Raw genomic sequence first — 13,652 nt, 5'->3', positions numbered from 1 at the left:
ATGCGGGCTTTTTTTAATGCAGGGGGATTATTCCCACTCCATTATTAATTTAATTTTATTACCAATTAAAATCAGCAAGTTATATAAAGCAGCTTGCTTAATACCATAAAAAATACCATTTTAACTTTTCAGCATTCACCCGCTAGCCCGTGATTGGCTCCGCAAACACTCGACCGCAGCTTCGAGTAACTTTTCATCAGGCATAAGGGAACCCCATTCCCTCCAAAAATCTCGCGTCGCACTGTCGGGCTTCACTCGAGGCCGATCAAGTTTGATCCGCGTTGGAAGAAGTACCGCATCCCCCAACAGAAGCGCCTCCCCTGTATCAAGGAGTGGTAGCATCGCCGTCAAACCGACTAGAGAATCCGGCATCAGCCTCTTGATAACGTTCTGGTCACTGTCGTTCGTCAGCCTGAGAGCCAAGAAATTGTTGCATTGGGATAGGATTGTCCGGCTAACGTCAGACGGTCGCTGGCTCACAACGAGCAAGGAGAATCCGTACTTTCTCCCTTCCTTCGCGATGCGCTCGAACGACCATAGAGCCTGTCTCTGGACGGCATCAGCATCATCTTTCACCGGCAAGTAGAGATGTGCCTCATCGCAAAGCAGGGTGACTGGAGTGCGCGCATCTGCGCTCATCCAAAACTGCACATCGTAGAGGAGACGAGCTAATGTACCGGTGACGACAGGGAGCACATCGGCCGGAACTTCGGAGAAGTCGATTATTTTTATGCCATTGCCGGAATCGGCTCGTAGCAATTTAATGATCTGCTTAGCGAGCCATCCATAATCGAGCGCTTCCGGCGGTGGTGAGAACATAAATCCATAACGGCGATCATCGAGTTTCGCCTCCAGTCGCGATATAAAGCGTGTCAGCTTGTCTTCCCAATCTCCTTTAACTGGAGCCCCCCCTTTACCCACGCCTTTAGTGGTATTGTCCGTCTTAAGATGGTCAACCAAATCAGAAATAGCATATGGGATCGGCGAATCCACCGTGAAGGTCTCCTTGACCTTGTCCTTGCCGGACAAATCTAGAGTTGTCCCCTTAAGAGCTCGAACGTGGAGAGTGAAACGAGATGCTTGGTTAGGAGCGTTCTGGTCGCTGCGATCTAGAATCATCGACAGCATCTCGTCGCGGTTTAACAGCCAGTAAGGCAGAAATAGTGTGTCGTCCTTCGGAGCGGAAAGATCACCTGGACCGGCGATGCGAAAGCGTTGGGCAAACCCTCCGTTGTCCTTGTCAGCCAAAGGTGCGTATTCACCGTGCATATCAAACACGACGATGTTAGGGAAATTCAGCTTGGCCGCACGTTCAAGAATCAGGGCGACTGCCCAGCTTTTGCCAGACCCAGTACTTCCAAGAATAGCGGCATGTCGTTGGAAGAATCTGTCCCCACTAGCGATTGCTTCGGCACTACGATCAGCAACGAAGGTTCCAAGCTTCAATCGTTCTTCGTCAGATAATCCTGCTCCCAGAATTCCCATAAAACGCTGCAGGTTGCCACCCTCGATTACAAAGCAGTCCCGATCAATCTGTGGAAAGCTATCAGCGCCGCGTTTGAAGGTATCAGACTTTTCACCATCAACGGTTCGATAAGTGCCAATGACGAAGGCCTGCATGTGATCAGCAGGCGAAACCGTCAATGTTGCGAATTCACCGCCTTCGGGATCAGGAAGCTCTTCACGAAGGGAACGAGTAACGCGGTCTGTCATTCCGATTAAAAATTCAGCTTGGGTCGCCCCCTTGATAGCGATAAGCTGGCCGATACCTACACGCGTAAGCATCTCAGAATTCGTGACGTCGATAGCCACGCGACTGGTGTCAACGCCAGCCACACGACCGATTTGATCATTGTCTGTAAACACGAGCGCCGGGCTTGTCATGCTGATAAAACTCCCTTCACAAATCCATCGAGGTCCCAGTAGTCAACACCGGGGTAGAATATCTCTGCTCCATCGACAATGAAGCATGCGCCTGAGGTTCCAGCCTCTTCGCGAAACTCAGCAGCTATCACGTTCTTGTTCTCTAAAGCTATATCTCGTGCTTTAGGGGAGAGCGCGAAAGTTAAAATTACCGTTTTCACACCTGATTTAATGCGGGGCGTGAGATGGGTTTCCAAATGGTCATCATTAAAACCATAGCCGATAATGAGGAAGCGACGCGCCTTGTCTATAGCATCATTTGCCTTTTCTCGGTGTTTGTCGAAAGGACTCTCATATCCGCTCCGGAATTTATTTAATCCCGGTGTAATGATAAGGCGAGGGAGCGGTAATGCCCCAGCGTAGCGAACCGGATTGCCCTCACGATGGTACCAATCAAGGCTGCCATGTGGCTTGAAGACATTCGCCTTCATTGCGAACTTGTAGCGCACGTTCTTACCCACCAATTTCACACTACGGCAAAAACTCCAATAGCTATCCTGCGGCTCAAGCCGCGCGGCAAAATGGCCACAAAACATGGTGTCGACACCTAAACCAGCTTCCTCACAAGCGAGCTCGGCAAGACGATCATAGTTTGTCGTCACAATTGGTATACCCGCATCTGGCTTTAACAAATGCGGAATCAACTTAGTTAGCCGAAGCGTCCTGGATTTATTAAAGACCTCTGAGATAATATTGGCTTCAGCGTTGGCAATGAATTCCCCAGTGCTCTGCACAATGGCCGCTTCAAGGGATGCAGATGGCGCATATTTCAGCAAAGCCGCTTCTAGGCCATCCTTTTCAATAAGTGGGTGGATATCTTCCCAAAGCTTAGTGTCATCTGGGGAAAGGCTGGCAGGAATATGGGTGACTAGATGGTGTCCAAGTGCAGCCATTCCAGGCACGCCCTCTGCACAGGACAATCCAGAACCTACAATTAAAACTAGCCCATCCCCTAGGTGTTCTTGTAGCTGTTTTTTTAATGTATTAAGTTCCACTGGCTCCTACCTTCATCGCAGCGCTTATGCAAAAAAGAATGCATCAACGTTTCCATACACATTGGACTGCCCCCACACAACGGCTCGGAATTGTCTAGATTATCTGTCGCTATTCAGTAAATTGGCGCAGTCGAATGTCGTTTCTGTGAGGCAAACTGGACAACTCCGGCATAACACGGACTTAAGCTGGTCGATCAATCTCCATTTAAATCCTCAAGGTAAATCACGTCGATGCGGGAGATAGGGTTCACCGGTAACTTGCCGCTTGTTTACGGACAGCTCGAAGCGAAAGTGAGATAATTGTTCGTCCCAATCATCTGGACGTTTACAATTTGCAACTACATATCCAGCTGGATCGATCCAACTGAGCTGCTCGGCTATTACTAACGGCATTACACTCAGTTGGTGCGAAAGGTAGTCCTCTGCAGGCCGTTTCAGTAACACATCAAACTTAATCTCACGCAGTTCTCTTCGCATCGGAACTGGTGCCTGACGTGTTTCGACCCAATTCCTAATACGACGAGGGTCTAACTTATCATTTGCTGCGGTGTCAACTGCTAGCTGTGCATAATAAACCTGCGCGTCTGTTTCTGCTTGAACACGATCGCGAGCATTGCCGCGCGCCAACAAAAATGCGGCGACCGGATCAAGCGTGCCCCAACTCACAAGTTCCTTTAGCCAAAAACCTATCCACGGCAGCCCGCTCCGTGGCCAGTCGTCCATTGTGAGCGCGTTAACCGGACCAGCAGCATCGCCTTTATCCATCAATACACCAATTAGACTGCCTAATCCCCAATTGCCACGATAGATGAAGTTTTCTGAGACAAAGGCGAACCAATTTCCAAGCTCCTTTGGCTTGGGCTGGTTTTTTAGAGAGGTTTTGAACAGCCACCACCTGAGCAATTTTTCCCAATCTTTAAATGGCTTACGCATCCGTCCAAACTTGGTCGATATACGGAATGCTGGCACTTCACTCAGCAGAGCAATGACATCACGGATAAATTGGAACTGTTGCTCAAGCGACCAATCAGCATAATTGATACCGCCTACTAAGACTGCGTGTATGTCGTCGACGCGGTCGAGAAGGATCGAACCCGAGCGCGGCGGTAGACTTGTCTTATAGAGCTGGCGGCGGCGATTCGCGTCAGGATATAGGGTAGATATAGCTAACCCTCGCTGAAGCCAAGTCCGTGCCAAACGCTCTTCCTCGTGCGCTGCGACGCAGGCATAGGTCCGCCGCCACAGTGCTAACAATTCGGTTTCGAGTTCGGCGGTGCTTAGATCCGCGTTGTAAGTATGTTCGATTTCTTGAAGCACCGTTATTAGCAATCCGTCGAGCGTATCCAACAGTTTCTTACTGTCATCTTTATCGCCTTCTTCATTGCCAACCGCAGTTCTCTCAAGCCATGCGGCAAATTCATCGTCATCGTCGCTGCCGCTCAAAGTTCTCCACGCATTGCGCAGATGCTCCAGCAACATGGCAAGCGCGCTATTTGCGGTGCCCTCTTCAACAGACAGTTTCCCGGAAGAGGCAATTTCGGTCGCTTCCTTCAGCTCATTGATGAGATTTTCATAACCCTCCCAAGTGCGGTTCCAGACATATTCGCGGCTACGTTTGCGATATTCACGCTCTGGCAATACGATGAGAGCATTGCCTTCGGTTGCGACGCCCGGGCGGCCGGCACGACCAATGAGATTCGAGAATTCATTGGTCGTGAAGACGTTACCAGAACGATGCACACTCGGGATAAGCAGAGTATTTATGGGAATATTCACCCCTTCAGAAAGGGTGGAGGTCGCTATTACCACACGGACATTACCACGATCGATCGCTACCTTTAGTCGCCGAGCCAAAAGTCCCGGCATCCGACCGTGGTGTACTGCGACCCCACGGACCAGCAGGCGATACTCAAAGGACTTTGTCGTAAAATAGTCCTCCGCTGCGGCCAGGCAGCGTTGCCAGTGCGGGTCGTCGTCGGCCGCGGACCAGTAATTGGGTAGAGATTCTTCTGCCTTGATCCAACCTTCGAGCAGATCGGCGCAGTTCTCAGCAAAGGAACTAACGTTCTGCGTCAAAGAGATCATTACAGTCGGTCGAGTGCCATCTGGTCGCTCGGCAGCAAGATGGAGGGCAGCCCAGAGCGTCGGCCCTCTTAGGGACTTCTCGACCCCTAGATCGCTATCAACTCCACCAGGAACCGCTGGAAAAGGACTGGGAACATAGGGGCCATCATTGGTACGTTCATCCTCGAACTCAAGAGTACGGCCATCCATCAGGTCATAACGGATGTTAAACCGGCCGCTCCGCGCGACCTCAAGGCGACCTAGCATCTGCCGAGTACTGCGATAAGTTGAACTGACAGGACCGCCGCCTACGTCACTCGACAGCCAAGATGCAATTGCCGGTGCGGCCTTAGCTGCAACCGCCGAGAGCGCGATGATGCGGAAACCCTTGTTGTCCTGAGCGCGCAGCAGACGGGTACTAAGCTGCTCAAGCCTAAGAGCGCGAGATGTGTTATCTGTGATAGAGTCCGGGCGATTAGGATCTTGCTCAACCATATGCGCTTCATCAATCACTACAAGACGCACGCGATCTAGGAATAACGTGCCAAGGTAGCGCAACAAGGCATCTGCCTTTTCAAAGGTGCAGATGACAACAGTTGGCTGATTGACTTGTACCCAAGCGTCAGTAGGTCCCCAATCAGCCCCGCCATAAAGCCCGGTGACAACCACAGGCTCCGCTGCTATATCTCGCAGGTCTTCGGTAAACCGAGTTTCGACTTCGGCAGCTAGCGCACGCGAAGGTACAAGGTAAAGCACAATATTTTCTGCAACAAGCAGATTAGACGGCGTCAAGAAAAGGCCTTGAACTGCGGCAAGAGTGGCGATAGTTGTCTTTCCCGACCCAGTAGGCGTGCAAAGTACGAAGCTGTTGTTAGCAGCTAGCCGATCGATACCGGCCCGTTGCGCTGGCCATACTAAAGCGCGCCTATTGACGAACGCTGCCCGTGCAAATTGAGTCAACGCGACGCGAGTGCGCGTGTTTACCTCATCAGCAAGTCTTTCGACGTGAGGCCATAGGCTTGAATCTATGAAGCGGTGAGCGGCTCCTGCACAGAGCCTCGCTAGCAGGTAAGAATAGGGATCTCGGCTATGCAAATAATTCTGTGCCAATCCATCGAGCTTGACTAATGCACGGTCGACCAGTGCTGTCTCGCCAGTGCGGAGATAAGAACAAATAGTACCTATGCACATAATGACGTGGCGGACGGTCAAGTCCTCAAAATCTATAAGCCGATCGTCATCGTCTTGCTTCCCGTCATCAGCTCCAACGTCTCGCAGAGTCGAGTCTTCTCCAAGTTTTTGCTGTTCTTTCCAGAACGACTGAACGGCAGTTAATGCTGCATCGAAATCACCGCGCAAAAATTCGCACAGAATTTTGGAAGATTTCTCGACCTCTGGCATCATACGAAGATGACCTAAAGCCATCGCTGGATAGCCCGCCACCTGATAAGCGGCCGCAGAAAGAAGGTGGAACGGAGCACCTGCAGGCTTTAAAGTTGCGTGAGAAACCCATTCGAGAATTTCAGCGGCGCGCTTAACCGCAGCCGTCCAAGCTCGACCATCATCGACAGTTCGTTCAAGCCAGGCCGTATCGAGTAATAAGCATGCTTCATCGATCCGTAAGGCGAGTTCTGATGCAGTGAACGATTTTAGGCCATCAGCCCCCATGTCGCGACGGACACGCTGGCTGTAAAGTTTTGCTTGCTGCGGCGATAGTGTTGAGCTGGCCAAATTAGCCCTGATCTGTTCTGCTATTTTGAGTACGGCGTCGCTTGGCATCAAGCCCCCCGATAGAGTGTGTCGACAAGCACTTTAAGTTCCGTGATCTGGAACTCCATGGCATCAAGTTGGCGGTCGACAGTATAAGACGCATGTGGCGCATTAGCCTGCAGCCAGCTTAGCCTCGTCTTTGGTTTAACCGGGGAATTTCCAACAGTATAGGCAAGTCCATCACTACGTTTAACACTTTTGAAGCCGTCCCGATAAAGTTCAAGTAAGCGCGCTACCCATGCCTGGGCCTCAGTATTTTCATAATCCGACAGCAAATTAATCAATTCGCGAATACCGCTGGGACGCAGGGTTCCAGCAGCAAGCTTGCCGTGAGCATCGGCAATAATTGCGGAATTGCTGACAGCCAAACACTTTGCCTCAAGCGCGAGAACGTGGGTGATCTTGCCTTCACCGTCGAGTTGAAAAGCCAAGGCATCGTCTCCAGTACGCCCCGGACGTTTTTCAGCCTCGGCATCAGGATCGTGTGATTCGCCCATAATAAAGCGCTCGTTAATAAGATCGAGATGCTGGAATTCTTGGTCGTGGAAACGAAAGAGAAAGGCAGGTACATGCCAGTCTTTCTCTCCCAAGGCACCAAAATGTTCAACCGCAAGACCAGCCAAAGTTTCGCCGAGATAGCCTTGCAAGGTGATGCGATTGAGCATCGCTGGATAATGGACTGCCGGGTCGTCAAACCGATCTGAAAAAGGGGATAGGGGATCTTCGAAGCCCTTACGTATGCGTCTCCGGGCATCGTCAAGAGCTTCTTGAGCATAAGCAACCAGTTCGTCGCGCAGCGCTCCAAAATTAGCATTAACCTCTCGCCACACGCGTAGTTCATATTTGCTGTTAACGCTGGTCAAGGGCTGGGCTACAAGCCAAGCATTAAGTGGCTGCAATGTCACCCGTCGGGAGCGAATCATCTTGCGAATTCTTCATTGCACAATGAATGATTATTAATTCTCCAGTACACTCAACTTCCCCTTCTAATTCCCTGCCGATTTTCCCTAGAGGACGAGGACAATTAGCAGCTTCCCATTTTCTCCAAGCTATCCTGACGCTAAATTATTGTCAATCTAACAGAGTGGTGTATTAATCCACGGGGAGGGGGGCGAAAGTGTCAAGCAGCTCGCAGTTTTTTGAATAGATTTTGAAGCACTGCCAGAATCTAACGAAAACTTGCTCTGAGGAAAGAATTTGCAAAAATGATCGAACTCCATGAGAGTTGAGGGGCTACTAATATGAAAAATTATAAGATAATTATGCATCAATTACTTACGTCGTTTTACTCTGCGATCTTGCAGCACTTGTAGATTGCTCCAAAAGTCCCTATCAGTCCCAAAGATGTCAGCAAGAACGCGAGTCTCGTCATCCGTAAGACGACGTAAACCGCAGATAATATCTTCAATCTCCTGCCTGCAAATACCCATAGATTCCGCCAGTTCCTCATGAGACATGTTCAGCGGTTTTAAAAATTCCTCTGCCAGCATCTCTCCCACTGTCACAGGCCCGGCGGTATCTACTTTTGTGTAGTATGCAAAAATCTCAGAACGCCCCTGCTCATACGTCAGATCACCTGAAATGATACGTGCTTTAACGGACTCGTACAGTGGCGTACCACTGGGGTCCATTCCTTCAAGTCTCAGGGAAGCCTCTGCTTTGCGGAAGCCCTCAATGCGTAACCGTGTATAGGGAGTCCTGGACATGTTTTTCCTTTGAATTGCAGGAGTAAAGTTCGCACAGTGAAAGCGTCAGCTCACGCTACCTCGTAAACTGACGCACGTGATTCAAGATTTATTATTAGCCGATAAGCTATCATCGGCAAAATCATCATGTTCGCGGTTATCCCGATGAGTAGCTGTCTGCTTACGTATCTGAGTCGCCAACTCCCCTCCAATAGTTTGTTGGGCACGAGAAGAACTGCTACTTCGCTTCATTCTCTGGTACTCAGCAGCTCCGTTAGCCATGCTGCTTCCCATATGGCTTGCCATGCGGCCAGCACGCGAGAATGAAGCAAACCCCTGACTTCCTCCGCTGGCGCTACCTGAACTGCTACCTGCAGACGAACCACTGTAACCGCCTGAGGTTTGGCCTCCAGAAGTATCTACAGAACCGGTATCTTCCCCACCGCCAAATCCTCCACCGGAACCGCCTCCGCTGCCTGAACCAGATTCTTCGGCCATGGCAGCTTGCGCAGACTCGAATGCTGCCTTTAATGCTGAAGCTCCGCCGCTGACTTGAGCTGATGCCCCCATTGCCATTGCTCCAGCACCGCTGATTGCAGTAGCGGCTGCGCCGGTAATCATACCCGCCCCAAATCCACCAATCCCTTGTAAAGAAGCCCCTCCTACAACACCTGATAACAACATTGGTAGCTTATTAGTTAATACTAACAGGATAATTGACGCCAGAAGCAAAACTATAAGACTATTAAGATCAGGAACATCATCTTTAATAAGAGAAAAATATTGATCTATAAATGATTGTCCAATCCCAATAATTAATGTCATCGTGAATAATTGAATGCCAATCGATAAAACAGTTCGTAAGTAATTAATTGCTATATCAGAGGTCCATTTCGAACCACCAAACCCAAGCAATATAACTCCTGCATAACATAACACCCATGCAGAAACCAACATGATTAGCATATTTATCGCTATAAGGGACATCACTACCAAAATGATTATCGCGACTGTTATCATAATGGTGGATATCATTGGCGACCAAATTGATGCGGCTGAACTGACCTTGGTTAATATCGCAAACGCCATATCAACTATGCTTGAGGGAGAAATACCAGTACTTATTCCTAAAGCGTTTGCTGCAAGTTGTCTCATTGAATTAATTATGGATTGCGATATGGATGGACCGTTGATTAAAAGATAATAAAAAAAACCAATGACGGCAAAAAAGCGAACTATTTCAGCAAGTACCCCTATCAACCCTTCCCCTTGCATCGCCATCATACCAAATGTCCAAACCATACTTATTAATACCAGCCCCCAGAAGAGCCAATTTGCATAGTCAGCAATTACTGCTGTCCATGTACTGGCTACTTGTTGAAACTTATCTAATAAAGTATCAAGTAGCCCGCTACTATCTAATTGACCAGCATAGGCATTTATAGAAAAGAAAAGTATGATACCTAAAAAGGTGAGCTTACTTACTATTTTCATGATTACCATTCTCGTTTAGGGCTTGGTTTATTATTACTCCGTAGAGCACATTTATCGTATTTATGTTCATCAAATTTATTATCTGGCATCGATAAACAATCTTTATCATTTTTATCGCAAGAACATATGGCCAATAAACTGATCAGAATAAATACAATCAAAAGATTATCTTTCATTCTGCGTTTCCTCACCAAATTCGCTTCGGGCTTGGTGTATTCTCTCCAGCTAACGCTTTTTCATCAGCGGCTATCTGTTGTGATTCTTTATCTGCCTGAGCCTGTGCCAGTGTTGCTGCAGCGTTTTGTTGGGCTACCAGAAGTGAGCGGATTTGCAGTAACTGATTTGTCTGTGCACTGGCAAGCTGGTTTGCCGCCTGAATAGCTTCCATTTGCCCTTGCGCGCCGGTTGCCTGAGTTTGTAATTCGGCAAGATTATCAGCATCGCTCTGCAGGGTGTTCTGCTGCTCGTCAATTACCTTAAATACTGCGTCATTGGCCTTTTTACGCGCCCCTGAGCTATTCTGTTCTGCTTCACGCAGTGCACTAATTTCAGATGCGGTACATTCAACATTGCTGTTAAAGCAAGGCGATGTCCTGTAGTAGTTAACATCCTGATAGCGTTTCAGGTACGCATCGAGACTCCCGGCCTGATTCTTGTAGTAATTAAGGGTATCCTGCACCTGCAACAATTTATTAATTGTTGAATTTGCCTGGTCCCAGATATAGGCCGCAGGAGCTACGGTGTTCTGCAGCATGTTTTCATACTGCTGCAGCTGCGTCTGGTACTGCTGGATTTGTTTAGTCACAGCCTGAACGTTGTTAACTGCGCTGATTGTGGTCTGAACCACATTAGTGCCATCAATAACGGGAATTCCGGCCTTCACCGGTAATGCCATGACGGACGCCACGAAAGGAACTATTAAAGCTTTTTTAGCGGCTAAAATCCTTCTTTGTGATGAAACCACTCGGAACTTTAAATTCATTTGTTCACCTCTTTTTCAACAGATTAGTAATATTTAACACTCTGTCTGTTAACAGACGCAGGTATATAGGAAACCACACATTATTTATCCAAGATTTTATCCATAATGTTCCTTAGTTCTTGCCGAGTTGATTCTATTTTCGCAAGCAAGGTTCTTATCAGTGTGGGTGAAAAATCAACTATTCGAGGATCATTTGCGAGCCATAATTTAAGTAATCCGCCAAGTCTTCCAAGATCAGCATTTACTCGGCTAAGTTCATTAACCTGTTTTATATCTACGATAGAATCAACCTGATAACCCATTGCAACTCTACGAACAAAACAGGCAACACTTAATCCAGATGCTTCTGCATTTTCTTGGATGAGAATTTTTTCTTCGGGTAAACAATAAACTTTTATTGGCGTACTATTTTTTCTAGTCTGAGTAACTTTCATATAGCTCTCCATACAGGCGGTAGCCTGGCAGCCTCGCAGAGCAGGACGCCCTTGAGTCGCGATGCGGCGAATAGGGAGTGGTAAAGTTGGAACACCGTAGCGGTGGGCCTACTTTACATGTCCTGCCCTGCAGTTGCCGTTGTATATCTGTGCACGACAATGTGTATTTCAGTGTACAGGATGTGTTTTCTTAGCGTATTAATATAGGATTACTCGAGTAAATTTCTGCAGCAAATGTGTTTTTTGCAAGGAAACTATATTTCTCCCTTTTGAAAATGACCTTTAGTAGTTATAAATGGACGTCCACCAACTGTATTTATGTTTCGATATATTGTAAGAAGTCTTTTATTTTCTGATGTACTTTTTTACTTACCTTGTCAGAGCATGTGCATTGCAGATTTTAGCGGCTAAAATCTGCCTTCCTATGCCTAAAGCTAGGGGCGTACCTCATATGTCATAAAATCTACCTCAAGTGTCAATATACCAAACGTGTAAGTAATCTCTTCTTCTGGCGTACAACCATCGGCCTTTGGCCGATTCTAGATTTGAAAGCGCCTGCTCAGGCAGGTGATTTCAAAGCCTGAATATACTGATTGATCCTGAATAACCTGCAAAGGAGTTAAAAAATCAGGCCTCTGTAGCACACTGGCGGGCCGTTACAGCACATCGCCGGGCCGTAACGACACGCTACCGGGCCGTTGTAGCTCGTTTTATCCTAGAATTTTGTATCTCAATGCCAATCGCTAGAAATTGTTTGCTATCTTCTTTTAATCTCCGCCGATAGTTACGTAATGTCATATTATTAGTACCTTCACCACTGACAGCTAAAATTAATGTATCAATATGCCAGCCGCCTTTAGGATCGTGCTTATGTGTTAATATATGACGTGCAACTGCTTGGCTAATACCATGCTGGAGACGAGCAATAGGGCCTGGATCATGATGAAAATGCAAATCTCGCTTCAACAACATTACCAATGCAACACCCAAACGTACTCTCCATAGATTACGTTCACCACCAGTTAGAGGATTACGCCTAGTCATTGGTGAGGGTACGACATGGTCAATTAAACCGCCTAGAATGGAATAACCGTGTTTTTCTAAATCTGGTGTTACTATTTCAACAGTTGCCACTCGTAGATCAACAAGTAGTTTTTTAATTCGATCATAACTGTATTGTGCATCGGATAGAGTTCGGCGTACTTTCGCTGGATCTACTAATAATTCGATTCCTCCATCAGAAATTTCTCGACGTTTCTCGGCCACATAGAGCATTGTTTCGACAATATCCGCATGACGTTGTCCTAGTCTTCCGGTAACACGACAACGACCAAAACTAGTCTCCATCCACTGTCCCTTCAGCGCCAAGGGACGTTGACTTGGTTGGTACAGAATGACTCTAGCCTGCAGAGCTGTACTAGTAGGTGTAACTTTATTACCAGTTATCATTTTCAGCACCACTCAATGAAGACATACATTCTTTTGCTATTTGTTTTTTATTCTTCGATTTGAGTTGCGTTATCCTTAATACTCCCCCCTCATGTCTCTGTAACCAACGTTCTGGAGCACGTTCTCCATAATTTGCTTTATTTATTCCAAATCTAACAAATTGACCTCGAACATCATCAGAAATACCATACGTCTTCGCTTCCAAGGCGGTCATGCCCGCCAGATAAGATTGCCACCGTATATTATCAACCAGGACGCTACTACCCCTGCTTGCCTGCTGTATATCACCAACCCCCATCGTGGCAGCGCCTTTGTTTGAATGGTGTAGAAATATAATCGAACATCCAGTATCAGCAGCAATACCTTCTAGCTTTCCAATGACTTTGGACATTGCTGCGCTATTATTCTCATCCTCCTGGTGGAAACGGCGAAGAGTATCCAAAATTATTAAACGTCTACCTTTTGAAACTTCATTGATCAAGTTACTCCAATCCGGCAAGAAAATATTTGGACACTTCCCTACCAAAGGTTCGACCAGTAGCTTATCAGCTACAATCTGCTGCTGACGTGCTGTTAGATATTTTCCCAAAGCATATAAACGATGGTGAACGATGGTTTCAGAGTCCTCCACAGGTAAATATGCCACCAACCCAGTCGGATATTCACCAAAGTTTAAAAGATCTACACCACAAGTAATCTGCACAGCCAATTGTAATGCCAGCATTGACTTTCCAGCGCCTCCCGGAGAAACAATCGCTCCGATAGTACCAATAGCCAAATTAGGTAAGACGTAATCAATTGGTTGTGGCTTAGCTTCAAATGGGCTTTGTTGAATAAATCGAACTTTTGCTGAGTT

General features: G+C 47.5%; 11 protein-coding genes. All 11 read right to left on the bottom strand.

Annotated features, from left to right (window positions below; translation table 11 throughout):
* Positions 1-135 precede the first annotated feature (135 nt).
* Entirely contained in the window at positions 136-1,884 is a 1,749-nt protein-coding gene (locus ACVCAM_RS13540; RefSeq protein WP_447093612.1) for an ATP-binding protein, read from the bottom strand.
* Entirely contained in the window at positions 1,881-2,918 is a 1,038-nt protein-coding gene (locus tag ACVCAM_RS13535) for an SIR2 family protein (protein ID WP_074387873.1), read from the bottom strand. Before ACVCAM_RS13535 ends, ACVCAM_RS13540 begins: the two co-directional genes overlap by 4 nt.
* A 213-nt stretch (positions 2,919-3,131) precedes the next feature.
* The gene (locus ACVCAM_RS13530) at positions 3,132-6,761 is read right to left on the bottom strand and encodes a DEAD/DEAH box helicase (RefSeq protein ID WP_447093611.1); all 3,630 of its coding nucleotides are present in this window, start codon (positions 6,759-6,761) and stop codon (positions 3,132-3,134) included.
* The gene (locus ACVCAM_RS13525; RefSeq protein WP_117112010.1) at positions 6,761-7,675 is read right to left on the bottom strand and encodes a hypothetical protein; all 915 of its coding nucleotides are present in this window, start codon (positions 7,673-7,675) and stop codon (positions 6,761-6,763) included. The genes ACVCAM_RS13530 and ACVCAM_RS13525 overlap by 1 nt, the downstream gene beginning before the upstream one ends.
* A gap of 348 nt (positions 7,676-8,023) precedes the next feature.
* On the bottom strand, positions 8,024-8,458 hold the full coding sequence (locus ACVCAM_RS13520) for a HigA family addiction module antitoxin (protein WP_064173251.1): 435 nt from the start codon (positions 8,456-8,458) through the stop codon (positions 8,024-8,026).
* A gap of 81 nt (positions 8,459-8,539) precedes the next feature.
* The gene (gene trbL, locus ACVCAM_RS13515; RefSeq protein ID WP_074189153.1) at positions 8,540-9,931 is read right to left on the bottom strand and encodes a P-type conjugative transfer protein TrbL; all 1,392 of its coding nucleotides are present in this window, start codon (positions 9,929-9,931) and stop codon (positions 8,540-8,542) included.
* A 2-nt stretch (positions 9,932-9,933) separates the two neighbouring features.
* A complete protein-coding gene (locus tag ACVCAM_RS13510; RefSeq protein ID WP_001588174.1) occupies positions 9,934-10,107 on the bottom strand; it encodes a hypothetical protein in 174 nt (57 codons plus the stop codon).
* An 11-nt stretch (positions 10,108-10,118) separates the two neighbouring features.
* Positions 10,119-10,913, bottom strand: a complete 795-nt coding sequence (gene trbJ / locus ACVCAM_RS13505) for a P-type conjugative transfer protein TrbJ (RefSeq protein ID WP_074387871.1) — start codon at positions 10,911-10,913, stop codon at positions 10,119-10,121.
* A gap of 80 nt (positions 10,914-10,993) precedes the next feature.
* Positions 10,994-11,347, bottom strand: a complete 354-nt coding sequence (gene traJ, locus ACVCAM_RS13500) for a conjugal transfer transcriptional regulator TraJ (RefSeq protein ID WP_414446176.1) — start codon at positions 11,345-11,347, stop codon at positions 10,994-10,996.
* Positions 11,348-12,034: 687 nt separating this feature from the next.
* Positions 12,035-12,796: an ABC transporter ATPase gene (locus ACVCAM_RS13495; protein ID WP_089633365.1), complete on the bottom strand. Its 762-nt coding sequence runs from the start codon at positions 12,794-12,796 to the stop codon at positions 12,035-12,037.
* Positions 12,783-13,631, bottom strand: a complete 849-nt coding sequence (locus ACVCAM_RS13490) for a helicase RepA family protein (RefSeq protein ID WP_447093614.1) — start codon at positions 13,629-13,631, stop codon at positions 12,783-12,785. The genes ACVCAM_RS13495 and ACVCAM_RS13490 overlap by 14 nt, the downstream gene beginning before the upstream one ends.
* Positions 13,632-13,652 lie beyond the last annotated feature (21 nt).

Source organism: Enterobacter sp. CFEC122, from assembly GCF_052983755.1.
Note: the sequence above shows the minus strand (reverse complement) of the source record. Positions and strands in the feature narration are given on the sequence as shown.